This is a genomic window from Thermodesulfomicrobium thermophilum DSM 16697 (assembly GCF_059568695.1).
The window spans coordinates 171661-193838 of sequence record NZ_JCANTW010000013.1; the positions used below are offsets into that span (position 1 = coordinate 171661).

Below are 22178 nucleotides of genomic sequence, written 5' to 3' on the forward strand. Positions count from 1 at the left end.
GGGTCCGTCAGGACCCCGGCTTCAGAAGACTCTCGGCCTGGCCATCGCCTTCGGTGAGCGTCTGGAGCGCCGCTGCCGCTGCTGCTTGTTCCGCCTTGCGGATGCTGGTTTCCCACGCGCAAAAGCTCTGGCCATCAGGCACGGTGACCTGCACGTGGTATTCCTTGGCGTGTTCGGGGCCGCGACTGGCAAGCAGGCTGTAGGTCGGCCGCTGCCGCCACCGGCTTTGCGTATATTCTTGCAGTTTGCTCTTGAAGTCCGCCGGCCGGAAGGTCTCGGGCGGCGATGGCCATTTGCCGGCAAAAAGATGGTCCACCAAGGCGCACGCCGGCTGCAATCCTCCATCAAGAAAAAGGGCGCCGAGCAACGCTTCCAGGGCGTCGCTGACCACGGAATTTTTTTCCCGTCCTCCTTGGGCCTCCTCTCCTCGCCCCAATAAGATCCATTCATGCAGCCCGATGGTGCGGGCCGCTTCCGCCAAGGCGGTCTCACTGACCAGGGCGGAGCGCATCTTGGTGAGGTGCCCTTCCTGGGCATGGGGAAAGCGGGAGTAGAGGGCGTGGCTCACGGCCAGTTCGAGCACGGCGTCCCCCAGAAATTCCAGGCGTTCATTGCTTTCGGTTTGGTGCTCGTTGGCATGGGAGCTGTGGGTAAGGGCCTGAATGAACAGCTTGACTTGCCTGGGTTGGTAGGCGAGCATGCGATGCAATTCATGCAGTACACGTTGGATAAAATCCTCGGACATTACGGAACTCCATGCAAGACATTCATGTGGGAGCGCTTTTTTCCCCCCAGGCGGTGGCTGTTGTGGGGCCGTGCCATGAAGAAGGAACCGTCGCTGCACGGTTTTTGGCGCGGCTGCGGGAGTGGGCCTATCAGGGTGCTGTAACGGCAGTCAATTGCCGGGACAGTCTCCCGGAAACCCTCGCGCTGGCCGGGGTAGATTTGGCTGTGGTGTGCCTGCCTCCGGCACAAGTGCCCGGGGCGGTGGAACGGCTTGCTCGGGCCGGGGTGCGCGCTGCTTTGGTTCCCGGCAGCGGCTTTGCCGATCGGGGCGGTGAAGGATATTTCTTGGAGAAACGTTTGGCCGCCGTGGCGCAGGAGGCCAATGTGGCGGTGCTCGGTCCGCACTGCCTGGGCGTGGTTTCCTGGCCGGAAGGGCTCAACGCATCGCTGTTGGAAAAGCTCCCCCCATCGGGAGGGGTGGCGTTTTTCTCCCCATCGGCGACCGTGTCCGGGGCGGTGGTGGATTGGGCCGTGGCCGAAGGCGTGGGCTTTTCCCGCTTGGCCGCCCTTGGGAATCGCGCTGCGGTGGATGAGGCCTCGATCCTGCAGTATTTGGCGGAAGACTCCGAGACCCGCGTCATCGCCGGATACCTGGAAGGCGTCTTTGCCGCCCGGCGCTTTGCCCGGGTGAGCCAGACCGTCACTCGGATGAAGCCGGTGGTCATGCTCCTTGGCGGTCTCACCACTCAAGGGCGGCAGGCCGTGGCCGCGGCCGCCGGGCCCTTGGCGGGGTCGGAGGCGGCGTACCGTGCCGCCTTGCGCCAGGCGGGCATCATTGGCGTTTCCGACCTGGAAACCTTCCTGGATACCGTCAAGGCATTTGCTCTGCTCCCGGAGCCTTCCGGACCGCATGTGGCGATCCTCACCAACTCCGGCGGCGCTGGTGTCTTGGCCGCCGACGCCCTGAGCGCCACGCGCTTGGAACTCGCCCGTTTTTCACGGGCCACGGCCGAGGCCCTGCGGCGACAGACCGGGGCTTGGCCCGCCAACCCCTTGGATCTTGGCGCGGAGGCCACGCCGGAGGATTTTGCTGCGGCCCTGCGTCTTGCGGTGGCGGACCCGAGAGTGCGTCTGGTATTGGCCGTCATCGCCCGTCCTGCGGGGACGGACGTGCAGGCGGTGCTGGACGCCATGGCGCAGGTGGATCGCCAAGACACTCCGGTAGCGCTCTGTGTGGTGGGGGAACGCCCAGGCGCGCTGGTGCGGCAGGCCCATGCCCAGGGAATGCCGTGTTTTTCTTCTCCTGCGGCCGCGGCCAGGGCGCTCGACGCCATGCTTGCGTACGGGTGCTGGAAGGAGGAGCCGTTTCCGGTGGAGGTGTGCTACCGTCGGGACAGCACCAAAGCGGAATTGTGGCTGCGGGAGGCCATGAGCGTGGGCCATCGGGACATGGCCGGCCCGGCGGTGTTTCCCCTGCTTGAGGCGTACGAATTGCGGCACCCGGCAACGGAGCTCGCCCGCACCAGCAAGACCGCGGCCCGCATCGCCCGTCGTTTGGGCGCGCCGGTGGCGCTCAAGATCGCCTCGCCGCACATCCAGCACAAAAGCGACGTGGATGGGGTGGATCTCGGATTGGCGGACCCCGAAGCCGTGCGCCAGGGATTCGTGCGCCTGACGCATCGGGTGCAGCGCTTGCGGCCAGAGGCTTTCATTTCCGGGTGCTGGGTGCAGGAGATGATTGCTGGCCCTGTGGTGGAGGCGCGGGTGTGGGTGGTTCGGGACCCGCTGTTCGGCCCGGTGGTCCGCCTCGGCTTGTGCGATGGGGACCACCATGGAGTGAACGCTCGTTTGGCGCCTCTTTCGCTGACGGACGCCAGCCGCATGGTGCGCGAGTTCACCCCTCTGGCGGCCAGCCGTGGCGGCAGGCAGCCCATGCATTTGCGTGCCCTGGAGGATGTGCTGCTGACTGTGTCGCAGCTCGCCTTGGATATGCCCGAACTCTATACCGTAGAGCTGGATCCGGTCCTCATCACCCCTCGGGGAGCATGGATTGTGGATGCCCGGGTGTGTCTCGTGCCTGTGGAGTAGGATCAGTCAAACCCCTTGCCAAGGAGAATGGGTATGGCCGTTGGAATTTATGTTGGCTCGACGTCGAGTTATTCGGGCAAGAACATGGTCGCCATGGGCTTGGGCTTGCGGTTGCAAAAAGAAGGCTACCGCGTGGGCTATATGAAACCCGTGGGCGCCTTGCCGCTCGAAAAAAATGGCGTCCTGGGGGATGCCGATGCCTTTTTCGTGCAGGAGATTCTTGGACTCAGTGACGATCCTACCCTGGTGACTCCCGTGGTGGTGGATCAAGATTTCAAGATGCGCGCCTTTGGGGGACGTTGCGAAGATTTGATGGGAAAAATCGTCTCCGCATACGAAAAATTGTCCCAGGACAAAGACGTCATGCTGGTTGCCGGGTCCGGCAGCATGTATTCGGGCAAATATTGCGGCGTTGATGGCGTGAGCGTGGTGCAGCGTTTGGGCATCAAGGCGATCGTTATCGATCGCTATATGAAGGAGCTCAACTACGACTTTCTGGTGGTGTTGCGGGAGATCCTCGGCGATTTGCTTTTAGGTGTGCTCCTCAACGATATTCCGCCGAGCTTTCGGGATGAACTCGACAGCTTGTTGCATCCTTTCTTGGAGAGCAAGGGGGTCAAGGTGCTGGGGAAGATTCCCTCCGATCCTCTCATGGGGGCCATCAAAGTGGCGGACCTGGCCGAGCGTCTGGGCGGCCGCATCATCACGGCCCAGGCCAAGGCGGATCGGGTGGTGGAGAGTTTTCTCATCGGCACCATGCAGGTGGAAAACTTTATGACCCACTTCCGGAAGAATAAGAAATCCGCGATCATCGTCGGCGGAGACCGTTCCGATGTGCAGCTCGTGGCCTTGGAAGGGCAATGCCAGTGTTTGGTGCTGACCGGAAATCTCTATCCCAATGACATCATCATGACCCGGGCGGAGGTGCTCGAAGTGCCCATCGTGGTGGTGCGCGACGATACGTTTACGGTAGCCAAAAAGATGGAGGCCATTTTGTCGCGGCACAAGCTGCGGGATCTCATCAAAATTCAGCACGGCTCCCAACTCGTGAGCTCCATCATCGATTTTGCGTATATCAAGGAGACACTGGGGTTGAAATAGCGCCGCGGCGACTCGCGTGGTTACGTCATGCCCGGGTCCTGGGGAAGTCCTGGGGCCTGGGCCGCCTGTTTGGCGAGGACGTCGCAGCGTTCATTTTCCGGATGGCCGGCGTGGCCGCGGACCCAATGGAAATCCACGTGATGGCGGGAAAGCAAGGGGATGAGCCGCTGCCAGAGGTCTTGGTTTTTGACGGGTTTTTTGTCGGCGGTTTTCCACCCCCGCTGCTGCCATGCCGGCAGCCACCCTTTGGCGATAGCGTCGTGGACGTAGCGGGAATCGGTGATCACCTGCACGTGGCACGGCCGGGTGAGGGCCGTCAGTCCTTCGATGACGGCGAGCAGCTCCATCCGGTTGTTGGTGGTGTGGGCAAAGCCGCCGGAAAGTTCTTTCTCATGGCTGCCCCAACGCAGGATGGCGGCCCATCCTCCAGGCCCAGGATTGCCGAGGCTTGCGCCATCGGTAAAGAGAAGAACTTCGCTCACGGCCGCCCCAGCTTTTCCATGTGCTCTGTGATGGTGAGGACGATTTGTCCCAGCCCTTCCTGCCATCGGTCATTTTCCCAGTACGGAAGCAGCAGCGGCCCTTCCAGCTCGGCTTCGAGACCGGGTTTGAGCGCATGCCGCAAGAGAGGGGGGAACACCACCCGGGCCTCACGCCGGGATGGACAGAGCGCGATCATGAGGGTCTTGGAGTTCATGGTGGGCAGCAGGATGCCGTCTCGAGTGATGCGCACGCGCACGGTGATGCCGTGGGTGTTTTGCATGACCCGGGCAAAACGGATGAGGGCGTTTTTTTGCTCCGCAGAGAGGGACTTGGTCTGATCCCAGACAATGCCTTGGTCCGTGACGGCCTCCAAGGATCGTTGGTGGTTGACCCAAAACAGATATCCGACGAGGACAAAGACACCAAGCACGCCCACGAAGCGGAGGATTTTCTCCGCGGGGCTCGAACCAGAGATGCGGGGCAGTCGCATGGGACCTCCATGGTTACAGTCGGAGTGATTGCGGCAACGCCTTGAACACAGGAGGAGAGATCGATGACATGGGATTGGGAAAAACTCCAGCAGCGCCGGCAACGGCCAGTGGGTCCTGCGCCAAATCTTGGAGATTTTACAGAGCGCGTCAAGGATTGGAGCCAGTTGCGGCCTCCTGCGATCCGCTGGATCGTCGGGGCGGTCGTTCTTTTGTGGCTGGCAAGTGGCATCTATATCGTGGAACCGGATGAAGTGGGTGTGGTGCAGCGTTTTGGCGCCTACCATCGTACCACGCAGCCTGGACCGCATTATCATTTTCCCTTCCCCATAGAGAAAGTGCAAACTCCCAAGGTCACCAAGATCCAGCGGGTGGAGATCGGCTTTCGGGGAAGCACCGCCTTCGTGACTCAAGGCGGGGCGCAGATACGCCTTGTGCCGGAAGAATCCTTGATGCTCACTGTGGATGAGAACATCGTGGATGTGCAGTTCATTGTGCAGTATCAGATCGCGGACGCGGAGAAGTTTCTCTTTCGTATCGCCAATCCTGAGAAAACGGTGAAAGACGCGGCTGAGGCCGCCATGCGCGAGGTCATCGGCTACAACAAGATCGACGCCGCCCTCACGGACGGCAAGCTCGCCATCCAAAACGAGGCCCGAGCGCTCATGCAGCGCATCCTCGATACCTATGAGAGCGGTATCCGGGTGGTTGCCGTACAGCTCCAAGACGTCCACCCTCCGAAACAGGTTATTGATGCCTTCAAGGACGTGGCTTCGGCCAAGGAAGACAAGAGTCGCTTCATCAACGAAGCCGAGGCCTACGAGAACGACCTTTTGCCGCGTACCCGCGGCGAGGCGGCGCGGATCATCAACGAGGCCGAAGCCTACCGTGAGACGGTCATCCGCAAGGCTGAGGGCGAAGCGGCGCGCTTTACTTCCGTCTTGGCGCAGTACCGCAAGGCGGAGGACGTGACTCGCCGGCGTCTGCTCATTGAGACCATGGAAGCGGTGTTTGGAAGCGACGGGGTCCATAAGACCATCGTGGATCCCGAGGCCATGGGCCGGACCCTTCCTCTTCTTCCCCTTTCTCCTGGAGGTCAGCGCTGATGCGGATACAGATTGCCGTAGTGGCCGCCATCATGCTGGTGGTGGCGGCGTGGGAGTGTGTGTATGTGGTGGATGAAACCCAGCGGGCTATCGTGCTGGAGCTGGGCCGCCCGGTGGGCGACGCGCCCCAGGGGCCAGGACTGCACTTCAAATTACCCTTCATCCAAAAGGTGGAATACTTCGATGCCCGGGTGCTGGAATACGACGCCCCGCCGGCGGAGGTGTTGACCCGGGACAAGAAAAACTTGGTGGTGGACAATTATTCGCGCTGGCGCATTGCCGATCCGCTGCTGTTTTATCGCTCGGTGCGAACCATCCCCGGAGCACTCGCCCGCATTGACGATGTGGTCTACTCGCAGGTGCGTGAGGTGCTTGGCCGCTACCTCCTCACCGAAGTGGTGGCCTTGGAGCGGGCGACCATCATGGAAGAAGTGCGCCAGGCGGCGGATACCCGCCTCCATGAGTTGGGTATCGCGGTGGTGGATGTGCGCATCAAACGGACGGATCTGCCGCCGGAAAACCAGAAGGCCATCTATGGCCGCATGCGGGCAGAACGAGAGCGCCAGGCCAAGCAGTACCGTTCCGAGGGGCGGGAAGAGGCGGCGAAGATCACCTCCGGCGCGGATCGCAAACGGGCGGTGCTCTTGGCCGAGGCCAACCGCCGGGCTGCGCAGCTGCGCGGCGAAGGCGAGGCCCAGGCCACAGCCATCTATGCGGACTCCTTTGGTCAGGATCCCAAGTTTTACGGCTTTTGGCGATCGCTGGAGGCGTACCGCAATAGTCTGACCAATGGGACGGATGTGGTGCTCACCCCGCAGAGCGAGTTTTTGCAGTATTTGCGCTGAGAGGAGGAATGCCCCCCCCGGGCTGATCTTCCCGGAGGAACTGAAGGGCCTCAACGCGGATGCGCGGCGTTGGGGCCTTTTTTATGCTCAGGGGATGGGCGGCGTGGCGGCGCGAAGCGCCAGCACCCAGGCGCTCACAGGAAGCAGCAGGGCTGCGCCGAAGAGCAGGGCATCCAGCGCGCGGGTGCGGGGCGCCCATCGTTTGAGGATGCCGCCCGCCATCAGGCCGGTGATCAGTCCTGCCACATGGGATGCAAGGTCGGTGTTCTCGCCACCCATGCCCAGCAGGGCGAGCAGGGCCAGACCTATGGCCACGGTGGTGGACAGTCGGCGCTCGTTGCTCCATGCCGCAAGCCCCACTGCGGCAAAGACCGCCGTGGAAAAGCCGATGGCGTCATGGGGGCTCCCCAGAAACCAGGCCACCAGAAGGTTGGCCATGGCAGCGGCGAGCGTGATGGCCAGCCAGGTGAGGCCTGCCCCGAAACGCCGGGCCGCCATGACGACAAAGAGCGCCCCGGCGGCGAGGTTGGCTATGAGGTGGGCGCCGTCGGCATGGAGGGTGAGGGCGGTGACGGCCCGCCAGAGTTCGCCGTCTTGTATGGCGTGGGCCTTGGCGCTGCCGATGTCGATCCAGACGCTGCGCGGGATGGTTGTCAGGGGAAGGACGTGGGTGGTGACGAGGCCGAAGATGCCTTCGGCCAAAAGCGGAAGGAAGACGGTGTTTGTGCCGGAACGAGGAGGGGGCGGCTCCATGGGCGGTTGGTCGAGCTCGCTGCGCATGGCCGCGATCTCTGTCTGTGCGGCGGGCGCGTGGTGTTCGGGCACCAGGACTCGGAACCCACGGGCCGAACGGAGCACGCGGTAGGGAATGTCCTTGGCCGCCAGGGCGAGAGCCATGAGCCGTGCTTGGCTCCGGGAAAGGCGGGTGGCTACGGGTACCCAGGGGGTGCGGTCAGGGGAAGTGGACATGGCATGGATGAAGACAAAGGGCTTGGAGGCGTTCCTCCAAGCCCTTATGTTCGTGTGGTCGGGATGGCGCGACTCGAACGCGCGATCTCTGCGTCCCGAACGCAGCGCTCTACCAGACTGAGCCACATCCCGAAAGCGAAGGCGCTCTTAGGCCAAGGCCTGACGCTTGGCAAGGATTTTTCGCGGTTTTTTTTGCGCCCGCCTTGGGCGTTTAGCCGTAGCGCCCGTTTTTTACCGTGAAAACGTATGATTCTAGTTCGGGACGGTCTTCCGCACTGGGGCCGTCGAGGTCGGCCTCGTCCCAAGACCATCCCGCATCCTGCCAGCGTAGCCACCCCAGGCGGGCCTTGAACGCGGCGTCCAGATACACCACCTGCACCCGCCCTTCTTCGGCCATGTGCGTATCCACGGCGATACCGACTTTGCGGCCATGGTGGGAGGAGAAGGGCATCGGATATCCAGGGCGGATTTTGGGGGGCATGGGACCTCCTGGGTGAATATGACACGGACGTTTCCTATCCTGAGGGGCTGTTTGGCGCAAGAAACGGACTATTTCGGGCTGGTTTTTGTGGAGGAACAGAGAGGGATGGACGGTGTTTTTTTTGTCCCCTTGCTTCCTTACGGGGGAGCCCGTAGCAAGGGACGCGACTGTTCTTTTGGGAGGTATGCGTATGGCGCTGTATCCTGTGATCCTTGCCGGAGGCTCCGGCACCCGCTTGTGGCCGTTGTCCCGCAAACTGTACCCCAAGCAGCTGCTTCCCCTTTTAGGGGAAGACACGCTGCTTCAATCCACCTGGAAACGTCTTGATGGCCTTGGCGCCGCCATGACGCTGGTGCTGTGCAGCGAAGAGCATCGTTTCATCGTGGCGGATCAACTTCGGGAGCTGGGCGCTGCCGCCCGTATCATCCTCGAACCAGTGGCCAGGAATACCGCCCCTGCGGTGGCCGTGGCCGCCTTGGCGGCCATGTGCCAGGACCCCGATGCGGTGCTCGTGGTGCTCCCGGCGGATCACGCCGTGGCCGACGCAACGTTGTTTCAAGATACGGTGCGCGCGGCGATGCCGCTGGCCGAGGCGGGCTATCTGGTGACTTTTGGCGTTCCGCCCACGCGGCCGGAGACCGGGTATGGCTATATCCAGCGGGCGGAGGCCTTGCCGGAGGGTGGCTTCCGGGTGGCGCGCTTCGTGGAAAAGCCCGATGCGGACACCGCGCGGCAGTATTGCGAACGTGATGATTATTGGTGGAACTCGGGCATGTTCGTGCTGCGGGCCGACAGAGTGGTGGCGGAGTTGGAGCGCTTCGAACCGGATATGGTGGCGGCGTGTCGGGCCGCGTTGGGCACCAGTTGTCAGGATTTGGACTTTTTGCGTTTGGACGCCGAAAAATTTGCTGCAAGCCCCGAGAAGTCCATCGACTACGCAGTGATGGAGCGCACGGACCGGGCGGCGGTGCTCCCCCTTGCCACGGCCTGGAGCGATTTGGGCTCCTGGGACGCCCTGTGGGAAGCAGGTGCCAAGGACGCTTCCGGGAACGTGGTGCACGGCGACGTGCTCCTGGCGGACGTGCGTGATTCCTTTGTCCATGCCGAGTCGCGCTTGGTGACTGCAGTCGGCCTTGCCGATCATATCGTGGTGGAAACCACCGACGCCGTGCTCGTCGCCCCTCGTCACCGGGTGCAGGAAGTCAAACAATTGGTGGATACCCTCAAGGCGCGCCGCCGGCCTGAGGCGGTCACGCACCGCAAGGTCTTCCGGCCGTGGGGAAATTACGAATCCATCGACGCCGGCGACCGTTATCAGGTGAAACGTATTACCGTCCTGCCGGGGCAGGTGTTGTCTCTCCAGAAACATTTTCACCGCGCCGAGCACTGGGTGGTGGTGCAGGGAACCGCGGTGGTCACACGGGGGCAGGAGCAGATCCTCTTGCGAGAGAACGAATCCATCTACATCCCGCTCGGCACCGTCCACCGTTTGGAAAACCCTGGCCGCATCCCCCTGGAGCTCATCGAGGTGCAGGTGGGCCCCTATCTCGGGGAAGACGATATCGTGCGCTTGGAAGACGTATATGGTCGCAATCTTCAAGAGGCGGAAGCGTGAACGCTGCTCGCGGGATCGCTTTGCGTACCGCATGTCTTGCGGTTTTTTGGCGATTGACGCTCTATCCGTTTTCCCGTAGCTCCTCGCCACTTCCAGGATTGGGAAGACTGTTGTTTGGTAATCGATAATTGAAAAAATCCTGGGGTGTCCCAGGTAGAGTTCTGTTGTGGCCGTTGAGGCCGTGGATTCAACTATCTCCCGTTAAGGAGGAGACGCATGAAACGCTGTTTTCTGCTGGCTGTGGTCCTTGCCGTATTTGGCATGGCAGCTCCGAGCTTCGCCGTGGACACGGTACGCATTGGCGTGTACCTGCCGCTCACCGGCCAGAACGCCTTTGGCGGACAGTTGGAGCTGGAAGGCGTCCAGATGGCGCACGAGGAAGTGGGCGAGGTGCTCGGCAAGAAGGTGGAGCTCTTCGTGGTGGACAACAAGTCCGACAAGGTGGAGGCCGCCAATGCCGTGAAGCGCCTCATTGACAAGGAGAACGTCCAGGCCATCATCGGCACCTATGGCTCCTCTTTGGCCATGGCCGGCGGTGAAGTGGCGGAGAAGGCCGGTGTCCCCCAGGTGGGCACGAGCTGCACCAATCCTTTGGTGACCCAAGGCAAGAAGCACATCTTCCGTGTATGCTTCATCGATCCGTTCCAGGGCGCGGGCGCGGCCACCTATGCCATCAAGGACCTGGGCCTGAAGAAGGCCGCGCTGCTGGTGGATGTGGCCAACGATTATTCCGTGGGCCTGGCCAGCTTTTTCAAGCGCTCTTTTGTGAAGCAGGGCGGCGAGGTGGTGGCTGCGCTCAACTACCAGTCCGGTGACCAGGATTTCACGGCCCAGCTGCAGCAGATCATCTCCAAGAAACCGGACGTGCTCTTCATTCCCTCGTATTTTGCCGAGGGCGCCATCATCATGAAGCAGGCCAAGGAGCTTGGGGCGACCTTCAAGATCATGGGCGGCGACGCCATGGACAACCCGGAGATCGTCAGCATCGGCGGGTCGGCGGTGGAGGGCTTCATGCACACCACCTTCCCCTATGACCCCTCCATGCCGGACATGAACCCCGTGGCCCAGAAGTTCACGGAAAATTGGAAGAAGAAACATCCGGACAAGGACCCCAACGTCAACGCCGCCTTGGGCTATGATGCGTACATGATCATCATCGACGCCATCAAGCGCGCCGGCTCCGCAGAGCCCGCCAAGATCAGCGCGGCGCTGGCCGATACCAAGGGATTCGTGGGTGTTACCGGGGTGACCACCATCAATGAGACCCATGACGCGGAAAAGCCCGTGGGCATCGTGGTCATCAAGGATGGCAAGAAAACCTACGTGGGCAGCATCCAGCCAGAACTGTAATCCCCACAATACGGCCAAACCGGGGAGGGCGACCTCCCCGGTTTTTTGAGGTAATGGCATGACGATTGAAATTTTTCTCCAACATCTGCTCAACGGCCTGACCCTGGGGAGTCTCTACGCCCTCATCGCCATCGGCTACACCATGGTCTATGGCATCCTGCGCCTCATCAATTTTGCGCACAGCGAAATTTTTATGTTGGGCGCGTATTGTGTTTTTTGGGGAGTGACTCTGTTTCATCTGCCATGGCCCCTTGCGCTGGTGGCTGCGGTGGCTGCAGTGGCCTTGGTGGGTGTTCTGGTGGACAGGGTGGCGTATCGGCCTTTGCGTGATGCCCCGCGCATCTCGGCATTGATCAGCGCCATCGGCGTCTCCTTTTTTCTGCAGAATGTGGCCATTGTGCTTTTCAAGGCCATCCCGCGCGAAGTGTATCGTCCTGAGTGGCTGGAAAACCCCATGATCATGGGAGGGGTGCGCGTGTTGCCCCTTACGCTCTTCGTGCCGGTGCTTTCCCTGCTCCTCATGCTTGGTCTCATGTACATCGTGTACCACACCAAGCCGGGCTTGGGCATGCGCGCCATCAGTAAGGACATCGAAACCAGCGCCCTGATGGGCGTGCCGGTGAACTCCATCATTGCCCTCACCTTTGGCCTGGGTTCCGCCTTGGCGGCGGCCAGCGGCATCATGTGGGCCTTGCGGTATCCGCAGCTGCAGCCCATCATGGGAGTCATCCCTGGGTTCAAGGCCTTTATCGCGGCGGTGTTCGGCGGCATTGGGTCCATCCCTGGGGCGGTCATTGGTGGACTTGTGCTCGGGTTCCTGGAGATCCTCATCGTGGCCTTTTTTCCGGATTTGGCCGGCTACCGGGACGCCTTCGCCTTTGTGCTCCTGATCGTCGTTTTGCTCGTGAAGCCCACGGGCCTTTTGGGCGCACGTCCCGAGGAGAAAGTATGAAGCGGTACCACGTTTTTGCACTCAACTTCATGCTGGTGGGAGTGTTGGCGGCGCTTTTGGCCTGCGCCCAACGCTTTTTGGATGGATATTCCATCCAGATATTGAATCTGGTGGCCATCAATATCTTGCTCGCCCTGTCCCTCAACCTGATTTACGGCTTTACGGGGATGTTCAGCTTGGGGCACGCGGGGTTCATGGCCATTGGCGCCTATGTGTGCGCCATATTGATCCTGTCTCCGGACCAAAAGGCCATGCTCTTCTTGTTGGAGCCTGCGTACCCGTGGATCGAGAGCGCCCACGCCCCCTTCGTGGTGGCGGTCTTTGCCGGAGGTTTGGCCGCAGCCGCCATGGCGGCGGTGGTAGGGTTCCCGCTCCTGCGCCTCGGCGACGATTATCTCGGCATTGCCACGCTGGGGTTTGCCGAAATCGTGCGCGTGGTGGCCAACAATGTGCCGCGGATCACCAACGGCGCCCTGGGCTTCAAAGGTATTCCAGCCTATGCCAACCTGTGGTGGAACTATGGGTGGTGCTTGCTCGCACTGGTGCTCATTGTGCGAATTTTGCGCAGCAACACGGGGCGGTGCTTCAAGGCCATCCGCGATGACGAAGTGGCGGCCCGAGCCATGGGGGTGAACGTCTTTCGCCTCAAGCTCCTGTCGTTTTCCCTGGGCGCTTTTTTCGCTGGGGTGGGTGGAGGCCTTTTGGCCAGCCTGCTTACGACTATCGATCCCAAGATGTTTCTCTTCGTGCTCACCTTCAACGTGCTCATGATCGTGGTCATGGGTGGTTTGGGTTCGGTGACGGGGTCGGTCATTGCCGGGGCTGCAGTGACCATCATCTTGGAGTGGTTGCGCTTCGTGGAAGACCCCATCACCTTGGGATCCGTGACCCTGCCGGGGATTCCGGGCATGCGCATGGTGGTGTTTTCGCTCCTCCTCATTGCGGTCATTTTGTTCCGTCGGGAGGGGCTGATGGGGACGCGGGAGATTTCCTGGGAAGGGATCGCCGCGTGGCTTCGGCAAAGGAGGAAGGCATGAACGCCTTGGTGGAAGCGCGCAGCTTGACCATGCGTTTTGGGGGCCTGGTGGCGGTGAGCGAATTTTCCGCGGCCATCGCACCGGGTGCCATCGTAGGACTCATCGGGCCCAATGGGGCAGGCAAGACCACGTGTTTCAACATGATCACCGGGTTTTACCGCCCAACCCAGGGGCAAGTGTTGCTGGATGGCCGAGACATCACCGGGCTTCCTCCCCATGCCGTGTGTGAGGCGGGCATTGCTCGGACGTTCCAGAATATCCGGCTGTTTGGCAATGGCACGGCCTTGGAAAACGTGCTGGTGGGCATGTACGTGCGCCAGAAAAGTTTTTGGTGGCAGTCGGCGCTGTTTTGGCCGCCGGCCCTGCGGGAGGAAGCGCGTCAGCGCACGCGGGCCATGGAGCTCTTGGATGCCGTGGGCCTGACCAGCGTGGCGGGAGAAAAGGCCTCCAGTTTGCCGTACGGCGCCCAGCGCCGTTTGGAGATTGCCCGGGCCCTGGCCACAGCGCCGCGGTTTTTGCTGCTCGACGAGCCGGCAGCTGGCATGAATCCGCAGGAATCGCAGGAGCTCATGGAGTTTATTCGCCATATTCGTGATGCGTTCTCCCTCACCATCCTGCTCATCGAGCACGATATGAAGGTGGTGATGGGCGTGTGCGAGCACATCTATGTGCTCGATTATGGCGTGACCATCGCGCAGGGCCCGCCCGCGGCCATCCAGTCCAACCCCAAGGTTATCGAGGCCTACCTCGGCGAGGAGGCGCTTGCCTATGCTTAAAGTCACCGATTTGCACGTCTCCTATGGAGGCATTCATGCCCTCCAGGGGATTTCCCTTGAGGCCCCTGCCGGCAAGATCGTCACCCTCATCGGGGCCAACGGCGCGGGGAAAAGCAGCACGTTGCGGGCCATTGCCGGGTTGATCAAGTCCAAGACCGGCTCCATCACCTATGAGGGCGAGGAGCTGACCACCTTGGATCCGGCCGCCATCGTGCGTCGAGGCATTGCCCTTTCCCCGGAGGGGCGGCGCATCTTTCCCCACCTTTCGGTGCGCGAAAATCTGCTCTTGGGGGCCTATAGCCGCCGCGACAGTGCTGGTATTGCGCGGGACATGGAATGGGTCTTCGATCTCTTCCCGCGGCTTCGGGAGCGCAGCGAGCAAAAAGGGGGCACCCTTTCCGGAGGCGAGCAGCAAATGCTGGCGGTCGCTCGCGCTCTTATGAGCCGGCCGCAGGTGCTCATGCTCGACGAGCCGAGCTTGGGGCTTGCCCCGCTTTTAGTCAAAGACGTGTTCTCCATCATCGAGCGTATTAACGCCGAGGGCCGTACCGTGCTTTTGGTGGAACAGAACGCCTTTGCCGCCCTGAAAATCGCCCATTACGCCTACGTGCTGGAGACCGGCCGCATTACGCTCCATGGCACGGGCGAAGAACTTTTGGCTGACCAGCGCGTCATTCAGGCATATTTGGGAGGATAGCTGGCTGCGGCCGAGTACTCCAAAGCCCGGGACGTTCCCGGGCTTTGTGCTATCGTGAGGAGCGCTTGGCGCTGGTGCGTTTGTTTTTGTATTATTTTTATTGGTTTAGAGCTGCTTTGGCCTGATGCTTATCGATAATTGAGTATTGAACGGCTTTGTGTATGGAGCGGAGGGCTGCGGCCCGATGGGAAACTTTGGGATCTTTCGAAGGAGGGGGCGCATGGCACGCGGTTTTCTCATAGTGATGGCCCTGGTCGTCTTGGGCGTGGGTGCTTCGAGCGCTGCTGCCGACACGGTGCGCATCGGCGTACATTTGCCGCTTTCCGGGCAAAACGCCTTTGGTGGACAGCTGGAGTTGGAAGGAGTGCGCCTGGCCCATGAAGAAGCCGGTGCAGTGCTCGGCAGGAAGGTGGAGCTCTTCGTGGTGGACAACAAGTCGGAAGAGGTCGCGGCGGCGAACGCGGTGAAGCACCTTATTGATACGGAGCATGTGCAGGCCATCATCGGCACCTACGGCTCTTCGCTCGCCATGGCCGGCGGTGAGGTGGCGGAGAGGGCCGGGGTCCCCCAAGTGGGCACCAGTTGTACCAATCCGTTGGTGACTCAGGGCAAGAAACATGTCTTCCGCGTGTGTTTTATCGATCCGTTCCAGGGCGCTGGCGCGGCGACGTATGCCATCAAAAAATTGGGCATGAAGAAGGCCGCGGTGCTGGTGAACGTGGCCAACGATTATTCTATGGGGTTGGGGAACTTCTTCAAACGTTCCTTTGTCAATCAAGGCGGAGAGATCGTTGCGGATCTCACGTATCAGTCCAGTGACCAGGATTTCACGGCCCATTTGATGTACGCCATCTCCAAGAATCCAGATGTACTCTTTATCCCGGCGTATTTTACCGAAGGGGCCGTCATCCTGAAACAGGCCAAGGCCTTGGGGGCAACCTTCAAGATCATGGGAGGGGACGCCATGGACAATCCTGAGGTTATTTCCATCGCTGGCCCGGCTGCAGAAGGCTTCATGCACACCACGTTTCCTTACGATCCGTCCATGGCGGATATGAATCCCGTGGCGCGGAAATTTACGGAAGACTGGAGGAAGAAGCATCCGGATCAGGAGCCCAACGTCAATGCTGCGTTGGGGTTCGATGCGTATATGCTGCTTCTCGATGCCATCCAGCGCGCTGGCTCCGTGGAGCCTGGTAAGATCAGCGCCGCGTTGGCCGAAACCCGGGGATTTTTGGGCGTAACCGGGATCACTACCATCAACGAAACCCACGATGCGGAAAAGCCCGTAGGCATCGCGGTGATTCAGGAGGGTAAGAGGGTCTATCTGGGCAGTATCCAGCCAGAGTTGTGATGGATCTCGCGGGCTGCCGAACCGGGGGATACCCCGGTTTTTTTATGGCGCGAGCCGTGGCGCTCGCCACACTATGAAAAAATCCCACGAGAGGTTGTCTCGTGGGATGGATTGTTGTGGCGTCCCCAAGGGGATTTGAACCCCTGTTATCGGCGTGAAAGGCCGGTGTCCTGGACCGAGCTAGACGATGGGGACGTTTGGCTGGGCGACTAGGATTCGAACCTAGATTGACGGAGTCAGAGTCCGCTGTCCTGCCGTTGAACGATCGCCCACAACGGAGAAAGCCATTTAGGGAGAAGGTGGATGTCTGTCAAGCAAAAAAACAGCCTGAGTCACGATTCTTTTTTACGGGATGCCATGGCGCGCAGCCGAGCCACGTAGGTGCGGTAGGCCCGCCCCACAGGAGAATCTTCAGGGAGCTGCAGCCCGCCGATGGGCGTAGGGCAAGGAGTTGGAGTCTTCGGGGGCGGCGGGGAGAGAAAGTTTTGATTGAGGGCTGTGCGGGAGCCTGGGAGTTCGAAGCGTACCTCTTGAAAATAGGGCTGCTCCAAGAGGGCGTTGGCCCGGTCGAGAAGGGCGGGACCGAGAAAGGATGCTTCTTGCAGAATGGCTGGGTGCTGTGCGCCGACGCGGAGCTCTCGGCCTTGATGCCCCAGGGGGACCAAGAGTTTTCCCAGCTCCGGTCCGGCGATTTCTTCCCAACGTTTCCAGAGCCCGGCAATGGCAAGCTCGAGCGCCGCCTCTTCGCTCAGGGCCGTGGCGATGATTTGCGAGGCGGATTGGAGGGCGCGGGTGCGGCGTTTGCTCCACATGATTTGTGCCTACGGGTTTGCCTTTGTCCTGACAAGGGGGCTTGTTTTGCGATGGGGCCTGGGGCATAGGGGAGACTGTCTTCAGGCAAAAACACACAACAACCACTTCACGATAAGGAGTCCTTTATGCTTTCCAAAGAAGAACGCCGTGCTAAAGTCATCGATGCCCTCAATCAGGCCCGGGGTATGGAACTCTACGCCATTACCCAGTACATGAACCAGCATTATGGTCTAGACGCCATGGATTATGGGGAACTGGCCGCCAAGGTGAAGCTCATCGCCATCGACGAGATGCGGCATGCGGAGATGTTCGCCGAGCGCATCAAGGAGTTGGGGGGAGAGCCCACCACCGATCCGCTGGGAAGTCTCAAGAAAGGACAAGGCGTGCGGGAGATCTTTCCCTTTGACGCCACCTTGGAGGACGACACCATCGATCAGTACAACCAGTTTGTCCTGGTGTGCCGGGAATGCGGCGACAGTGTGAGCCTCAAACTCTTTGAGACCATTATCGAGGAGGAGCAGGCGCACATGAACTACTTCGACAACGTCGGCAACCACATCGCCACTCTCGGCGATACCTATCTTTCCAAGATTGCCGGGACTTCGGCGTCCACGGGGCCGGCGACCAAGGGGTTTGTTTTGGGAGGTTCTGCAGGCGCGTAACGGAAAAAGAAGGGCCTTATGGCGGCAAACGTATCTCGGGAGTCGGCGGCATTTATCACCTCGAAAGATACGCTCGAAGGGGTGTACCCAGGGCTCATCCTGGGCATCAATGCCTGTCGTTTGGGCATGGAGGCGTCGGTCTTTTATACCTTCATGGGGATCAATGTCATCCGGAAAGGCTGGATCGACAAGATCAAATTCCATCCCCCAGGGTTTATGGGGGCGATCCCAGGGATGGCAAGTGTTGCGACGTGGATGATGAAGCAAAAAATGGACGCGGCCAATATTCCGTCGGTTGAGGATCTTCAAGAGATGGCGCAGATGGAAGGGGTACGTTTTGTCGCTTGCCGTATGACGGTGGATATGATGGGGCTTTCTGAAGAGGATTTTATTGACGGTGTGACGATTATGACCGCGGAAGAGTTCCTCCGCTATGCTAAGGAGTGCAAAATTCTTCTCTATACGTGAGGGAAGATCTTTGGTGGAGGCAACGAACGCGGGCCGCTTCGATTTTTCGGAGCGGCCCGTATTTTTGGGATGCTGGATGGGTTACTGGGCGAGTTGTTGGTTGACGAAGTCCCAGTCGATGAGTTTGGCGATGAAATCCGCCAGATAGTCGCCGCGACGGTTTTGGTAGTCGAGGTAGTAGGCGTGCTCCCACACGTCCACGGTGAGCAGCGGCTTGATGCCGTGGGCAATGGGGGTGTCGGCATTGGCGGTCTTCATGATGGCCAGCTTGCCGTCTTTTTCCACCAGCCATGCCCAACCGCTGCCGAATTGGGTGAGTCCGGCCTCCTTGAAGGCCGCGGCGAAGGCCTCATAGCCCCCCAGGTCGCGTTCGATGCGTTCGGCAATGGGGCCGGTGGGCTTGCCCCCGCCGCCGGGTCTCATGCACTGCCAGTAGAAGGAGTGATTCCATACCTGCGCTGCATTGTTGAAGATGCCCGCACGGCTGGCGTCCCCTGCCGTGGCTCGAATGATCTCTTCCAAGGTCTTGTTCTCGAGCTCGGTGCCCGCGATGAGCTTGTTGGTGTTGTCCACGTATGCTTGGTGGTGTTTGCCGTGATGGAAGTCCAGCGTCTTGGCGCTGATGGTGGGAATCAAGGCTTCTTTGCCGTAAGGCAGGTCAGGCAAGACGAAGAGCATGGGAGCCTCCTAAGGAAGATGAGTTATGGAAAACGATTCTATTGTGGACAATCGTCGGGATCTGTCAAGAGAGTGGAAGACAAAAAACGCCCCGTTGCAGAGTGCTCCGGGGCGCGTACGTGTTTTGAGGAGCGTGCTTAGGAAGGAATGAGGGTTGCGGCGTGCTGCAGGCGCTCCAGCACGCGGTCTTTGCCCAACACCGCCATGGTTTCGAAGAGCCCGGGGCTGACGGTGCCGCCGGTAAGCGCCACGCGTAGGGGCTGGGCAATGGCCTTGAAGGGTTTGCTCACGGCATTGAGGTAGGCCCCTACGGCTGCTTCCAGGGCGGGAACGGAGAAGTCCGTGATCCCGGCCAAGACCTCCCGCAGCGCCGTCAAATGCTGGCGCGCTTCGGCGCCGAGGTGGGTTTCCACGGCCTTGGCGTCATAGGTGAGGTCTACGGTGGGCACGAAAAAGAAGGTCGCGGCCTCTGCCATCTCCCGCAAGGTCTTGGCCCGGGATTGGTAGAGCGGCACCACCTGGCGCACCAAGTCCTCGTCCGGGGCGCATCCCAGCATAGGGGTGAGGAGCTCCGCCACCAGCGGCGCCAGGCGTTCCGGCGAGCTGGTCTTGATGTAGTGGCTGTTGACCCAGGTGAGCTTGTGCATGTCGAAGACCGAAGGGGAACGGCCGAGTCCTTCCACGGAAAACTTTTCCAGGAGTTCTTCCAGAGAGAAGATTTCGTCGTCTCCGTGCGCCCAACCGAGGCGTGCCAGATAATTGACCATGGCCTCGGGGAGAAATCCCATCTCCTTGTAGGCCATGACGGACATGGCCCCGTGGCGTTTACTGAGTTTTTTCTTGTCCGGCCCTAAGATCATGGGCACGTGGCCGAAGCGAGGCAAAGGATAGCCGAGGGCTTCGTAGAGGAGGATCTGCTTGGGGGTGTTGCTCTGATGGTCATCGCCGCGCAGCACGTGGGTGACCCCCATGAGCGCATCGTCCACCACGACGGCCAACTGGTAGATGGGGGAGCCGTCGGCGCGGCGGATGATGAAGTCGTCGAGCTCCTGGACGTCCCAGGCAATGGTGCCCTTGACCATGTCGTCGAACACGATCTTGCCGGTTTGCGGGGTCTTGAAGCGCACCACCCGGCCTGGGCCCGGGCCCAAATTGCGCTCCCGGCAACGACCGTCATACTTGGGCTTGAGCCCCGCCGCCCGGGCGCGTTCGCGCATGGCGTCCACCTCCTCCGGGGAACAGTCGCAGTAGTAGGCATGGCCGGATGCCAAGAGCTTCTCCACGTGGTCGTTGTAAATGGCGGTGCGCTCGCTTTGCAGGTAGGGACCTTCGTCCCAGGCAAGGCCGAGCCAGCGCATGCCGTCGAGGATGGCCTGGGTCATCTCCGGGGTGGAACGGGCCTGATCCGTGTCCTCAATGCGCAGGATGAAGCGTCCGCCGTGCTTGCGGGCAAGCAGGAAGTTGAACAGGGCGGTGCGGGCGCCGCCGATGTGCAGGTAGCCCGTGGGGCTGGGGGGAAAACGGGTGACGATGGACATGGTTCCTCCGGGGCGAAAAAAATCGGCCCTGGTTAGGCAGGGCCGAGGAGTGTGTCAATCTTCGCCATTCGCAAGTGCTGCCAGGAGTTTTTCCGGGTCGCGGCGTTCGGGCACCGTGACATGGGGAATACGTCCTTCGTTCCAGTCTTGGGAAACATAGAGTCCGCAATAACATGCCCCGTATTCCGCTACATCAGGTTCACGGTACACGCATGGACACAAAATATCCCGATCAAGATCGAGCTTTCCCGAAGCAAGCCGGCATGGGCAAGCCATGTACCCATAGCGTTCTTTATTGACCAAAAGGCTCTCCAAGAGGTCCATGGTCATTTGCATATCTTTATTGAAGAAATATCCTTTGGGCTCTTGGATCGATTTGAGCTTTTCGTACAGTTCTTTGGTGGTCATAAGTTACGCAATGCCTCCTCGATTTCTTTCTCTTTGAAGCCAATGATGGCTTCTCCGTTGATCAAGATTGTCGGGAAAGAGAGCTTGGGGTTGATCGTTTTGATGTGCTCTACCATGGCTTTACGTTCATCACCGGTCAATTTGTCGACAAAGATGCAGTCATAGGTGACGCCGCAGCGATCCAGGAATTCTTTGGTGTGCTTGCAATGGATGCAGGTGCTGAGGGCGTAGAGGGTTATGGGGGCTGGTTGCGACATGGTTTCCTCCTTGCGTCTGGGATGGGGCTGGTATAGCCCCCGAGCCGGTGTTTGGGTAGTCTATTTGTGTGTGGGCGTCCATGCCCGGTAAGGAGAACACTATGCGCCAGGATTTTTTGGTTTTTGGATCGCCGCGCATTGAAGCCGATGAGATGGAGGCGGTCCTTGCATGCCTCAAGTCCGGCTGGATTGGCACCGGTCCGCAGGTGGCGGCCTTTGAGGCTGAGTTTGCGGCCTACAAGGAGGCCCCCCATGCGGTGGCGGTCAATTCCTGCACCGCGGCGTTGCACCTGGCGCTCCTTGCCGCGGATCTCGCCCCTGGGGACGAGGTCATCACCACGGCCATGACCTTTTGCGCCACGGTGAACGCCATCATCCATGCCGGCGCCACCCCAGTGGTCGTGGACGTGGATCCTGCCACCGGCAACATGGACCCGGAGGCGGTGGCTGCGGCCATCACCCCGCGCACCCGTGCGCTCCTCCCGGTGCACTTTGCAGGCCGCGCCTGCCCCATGGAACCCCTCCTGCAGCTTGCCCAGCGGCACGATCTCACCGTTATTGAGGACTGCGCCCACGCCATCGAGACCGAGTACCATGGCCGTAAGGCCGGCACCATGGGGCAGTTTGGCTGCTTCAGTTTTTACGTCACCAAAAACGTGGTGACCGGCGAGGGGGGCATGGTCATTACCGCGGACCCAAAGGCCGCGGCCCGCATCAAGGTGCTCGCCCTGCACGGCATGAGCGCCGATGCCTGGAAACGTTTTGGTGACGACGGCTACAAGCATTACTACGTCACCGAGGCGGGTTTCAAATACAATATGATGGACATTCAGGCCGCCATGGGTCGCATTCAGCTCTCCAAGGTGGAGCGTTATTGGCAGCGACGCGGGGAGATCTGGCAGCGCTACATGGAGGCCTTTGCGGACTTACCCATCGATCTCCCGGCGCCGTTGGAGCCGGATCAGCGGCATGGCCTGCATCTCTTTACCATCGGCGTGGATGAGGCACGCTGCGGCATTGCTCGGGACGAGTTTTTGGGCGCCATGCGGCGGCAGAATATCGGGGTGGGCGTGCATTACCTCTGTATCCCCGAGCATCCCTACTATCAGCAGCGCTTTGGTTGGAGTCCAGACATGGTCCCCAACGCCCGTGACATGGGACGGCGTACGGTGAGCCTCCCGCTTTCGGCAAAGCTTACGGATGCAGACGTGGACGACGTCATCGCGGCGGTGCGCGGGATCCTGGCGGAGGCAGCGCATGGCGGCGTTTGACGGCCGCCGCATGGA

At 60.7% G+C, this 22178-nt stretch carries 24 protein-coding genes and 3 tRNA genes; 14 read left to right on the forward strand and 13 right to left on the reverse strand.

All coding sequences use genetic code 11. From position 1 onward, the window contains the following. Positions 1 to 7 precede the first annotated feature (7 nt). Complete coding sequence (gene rnc, locus BR00_RS06560; protein ID WP_496476791.1) at positions 8 to 745, reverse strand: ribonuclease III; 738 nt, start codon at positions 743 to 745, stop codon at positions 8 to 10. A gap of 11 nt (positions 746 to 756) precedes the next feature. Between rnc and BR00_RS06565 the strand changes: the two genes are divergently transcribed. Next, the gene (locus BR00_RS06565) at positions 757 to 2814 is read left to right on the forward strand and encodes an acetate--CoA ligase family protein (protein ID WP_496476792.1); all 2058 of its coding nucleotides are present in this window, start codon (positions 757 to 759) and stop codon (positions 2812 to 2814) included. 33 nt (positions 2815 to 2847) lie between these two features. Beyond that, positions 2848 to 3915 (forward strand): phosphotransacetylase family protein, encoded by a 1068-nt coding sequence (locus tag BR00_RS06570; protein WP_496476793.1) that lies wholly within the window; start codon positions 2848 to 2850, stop codon positions 3913 to 3915. A gap of 20 nt (positions 3916 to 3935) precedes the next feature. Here BR00_RS06570 and rnhA read toward each other — a convergent pair whose 3' ends face one another. Further along, on the reverse strand, positions 3936 to 4397 hold the full coding sequence (gene rnhA / locus BR00_RS06575; protein WP_496476794.1) for a ribonuclease HI: 462 nt from the start codon (positions 4395 to 4397) through the stop codon (positions 3936 to 3938). Continuing rightward, positions 4394 to 4888 carry a hypothetical protein gene (locus BR00_RS06580; protein WP_496476795.1) on the reverse strand — a complete coding sequence of 165 codons (495 nt, stop codon included), beginning with the start codon at positions 4886 to 4888 and terminating at the stop codon, positions 4394 to 4396. Before BR00_RS06580 ends, rnhA begins: the two co-directional genes overlap by 4 nt. Before the next feature lie 63 nt (positions 4889 to 4951). On the opposite strand from BR00_RS06580, the gene hflK reads away from it, so the two are divergent. Next, on the forward strand, positions 4952 to 5992 hold the full coding sequence (gene hflK, locus BR00_RS06585) for an FtsH protease activity modulator HflK (protein WP_496476796.1): 1041 nt from the start codon (positions 4952 to 4954) through the stop codon (positions 5990 to 5992). After that, positions 5992 to 6837 carry a protease modulator HflC gene (gene hflC / locus BR00_RS06590; RefSeq protein ID WP_496476797.1) on the forward strand — a complete coding sequence of 282 codons (846 nt, stop codon included), beginning with the start codon at positions 5992 to 5994 and terminating at the stop codon, positions 6835 to 6837. Before hflK ends, hflC begins: the two co-directional genes overlap by 1 nt. Before the next feature lie 87 nt (positions 6838 to 6924). Here hflC and BR00_RS06595 read toward each other — a convergent pair whose 3' ends face one another. From BR00_RS06595 to BR00_RS06605, 3 genes are all read right to left on the reverse strand, one after another. Next, positions 6925 to 7734, reverse strand: coding sequence for a rhomboid family intramembrane serine protease (locus BR00_RS06595; protein WP_496476798.1), 810 nt, complete (start codon positions 7732 to 7734; stop codon positions 6925 to 6927). Between the two features lie 127 nt (positions 7735 to 7861). Beyond that, positions 7862 to 7938, reverse strand: a tRNA-Pro gene (locus tag BR00_RS06600). Between the two features lie 79 nt (positions 7939 to 8017). Further along, entirely contained in the window at positions 8018 to 8287 is a 270-nt protein-coding gene (locus BR00_RS06605; protein ID WP_496476799.1) for a hypothetical protein, read from the reverse strand. Between the two features lie 190 nt (positions 8288 to 8477). Between BR00_RS06605 and BR00_RS06610 the strand changes: the two genes are divergently transcribed. The 7 genes from BR00_RS06610 to BR00_RS06640 all read left to right on the forward strand — a co-directional run bounded on the left by BR00_RS06610 (position 8478) and on the right by BR00_RS06640 (position 16068). Then, positions 8478 to 9902 (forward strand): mannose-1-phosphate guanylyltransferase/mannose-6-phosphate isomerase, encoded by a 1425-nt coding sequence (locus BR00_RS06610; RefSeq protein ID WP_496476800.1) that lies wholly within the window; start codon positions 8478 to 8480, stop codon positions 9900 to 9902. Positions 9903 to 10118: 216 nt separating this feature from the next. Then, a complete protein-coding gene (locus tag BR00_RS06615) occupies positions 10119 to 11252 on the forward strand; it encodes an ABC transporter substrate-binding protein (protein WP_496476801.1) in 1134 nt (377 codons plus the stop codon). Positions 11253 to 11310: 58 nt separating this feature from the next. Further along, positions 11311 to 12204 carry a branched-chain amino acid ABC transporter permease gene (locus BR00_RS06620; RefSeq protein WP_496476802.1) on the forward strand — a complete coding sequence of 298 codons (894 nt, stop codon included), beginning with the start codon at positions 11311 to 11313 and terminating at the stop codon, positions 12202 to 12204. Continuing rightward, complete coding sequence (locus tag BR00_RS06625) at positions 12201 to 13241, forward strand: branched-chain amino acid ABC transporter permease (RefSeq protein ID WP_496476803.1); 1041 nt, start codon at positions 12201 to 12203, stop codon at positions 13239 to 13241. Before BR00_RS06620 ends, BR00_RS06625 begins: the two co-directional genes overlap by 4 nt. Next, the gene (locus BR00_RS06630; protein ID WP_496476804.1) at positions 13238 to 14017 is read left to right on the forward strand and encodes an ABC transporter ATP-binding protein; all 780 of its coding nucleotides are present in this window, start codon (positions 13238 to 13240) and stop codon (positions 14015 to 14017) included. The genes BR00_RS06625 and BR00_RS06630 overlap by 4 nt, the downstream gene beginning before the upstream one ends. Further along, the gene (locus BR00_RS06635) at positions 14010 to 14714 is read left to right on the forward strand and encodes an ABC transporter ATP-binding protein (protein WP_496476805.1); all 705 of its coding nucleotides are present in this window, start codon (positions 14010 to 14012) and stop codon (positions 14712 to 14714) included. Before BR00_RS06630 ends, BR00_RS06635 begins: the two co-directional genes overlap by 8 nt. A gap of 220 nt (positions 14715 to 14934) precedes the next feature. Further along, complete coding sequence (locus tag BR00_RS06640) at positions 14935 to 16068, forward strand: ABC transporter substrate-binding protein (RefSeq protein ID WP_496476806.1); 1134 nt, start codon at positions 14935 to 14937, stop codon at positions 16066 to 16068. 117 nt (positions 16069 to 16185) lie between these two features. Here the strand turns inward: BR00_RS06640 and BR00_RS06645 are convergent. The 3 genes from BR00_RS06645 to BR00_RS06655 form a co-directional block, all read right to left on the reverse strand. Beyond that, a tRNA-Glu gene (locus BR00_RS06645) sits at positions 16186 to 16263 on the reverse strand. A gap of 3 nt (positions 16264 to 16266) precedes the next feature. Next, a tRNA-Gln gene (locus tag BR00_RS06650) sits at positions 16267 to 16340 on the reverse strand. Positions 16341 to 16400: 60 nt separating this feature from the next. Next, the gene (locus BR00_RS06655; protein WP_496476807.1) at positions 16401 to 16880 is read right to left on the reverse strand and encodes a DciA family protein; all 480 of its coding nucleotides are present in this window, start codon (positions 16878 to 16880) and stop codon (positions 16401 to 16403) included. Between the two features lie 126 nt (positions 16881 to 17006). Between BR00_RS06655 and BR00_RS06660 the strand changes: the two genes are divergently transcribed. Then, positions 17007 to 17543 (forward strand): bacterioferritin, encoded by a 537-nt coding sequence (locus BR00_RS06660; RefSeq protein WP_496476808.1) that lies wholly within the window; start codon positions 17007 to 17009, stop codon positions 17541 to 17543. Positions 17544 to 17561: 18 nt separating this feature from the next. After that, positions 17562 to 18011, forward strand: a complete 450-nt coding sequence (locus BR00_RS06665) for a DsrE/DsrF/DrsH-like family protein (protein ID WP_496476809.1) — start codon at positions 17562 to 17564, stop codon at positions 18009 to 18011. Between the two features lie 81 nt (positions 18012 to 18092). Here the strand turns inward: BR00_RS06665 and BR00_RS06670 are convergent, their stop codons facing one another. The 4 genes from BR00_RS06670 to BR00_RS06685 all read right to left on the reverse strand — a co-directional run bounded on the left by BR00_RS06670 (position 18093) and on the right by BR00_RS06685 (position 20892). Beyond that, complete coding sequence (locus tag BR00_RS06670; protein WP_496476810.1) at positions 18093 to 18689, reverse strand: superoxide dismutase; 597 nt, start codon at positions 18687 to 18689, stop codon at positions 18093 to 18095. 137 nt (positions 18690 to 18826) lie between these two features. After that, positions 18827 to 20227, reverse strand: coding sequence for a glutamate--tRNA ligase (gene gltX, locus BR00_RS06675; RefSeq protein WP_496476811.1), 1401 nt, complete (start codon positions 20225 to 20227; stop codon positions 18827 to 18829). Positions 20228 to 20281: 54 nt separating this feature from the next. Continuing rightward, positions 20282 to 20635, reverse strand: a complete 354-nt coding sequence (locus tag BR00_RS06680) for a ferredoxin-thioredoxin reductase catalytic domain-containing protein (protein ID WP_496476812.1) — start codon at positions 20633 to 20635, stop codon at positions 20282 to 20284. Next, positions 20632 to 20892: a glutaredoxin family protein gene (locus tag BR00_RS06685; protein WP_496476813.1), complete on the reverse strand. Its 261-nt coding sequence runs from the start codon at positions 20890 to 20892 to the stop codon at positions 20632 to 20634. Before BR00_RS06685 ends, BR00_RS06680 begins: the two co-directional genes overlap by 4 nt. A gap of 101 nt (positions 20893 to 20993) precedes the next feature. On the opposite strand from BR00_RS06685, the gene BR00_RS06690 reads away from it, so the two are divergent. Then, positions 20994 to 22163: a DegT/DnrJ/EryC1/StrS family aminotransferase gene (locus BR00_RS06690; RefSeq protein ID WP_496476814.1), complete on the forward strand. Its 1170-nt coding sequence runs from the start codon at positions 20994 to 20996 to the stop codon at positions 22161 to 22163. Positions 22164 to 22178: the final 15 nt, after the last annotated feature.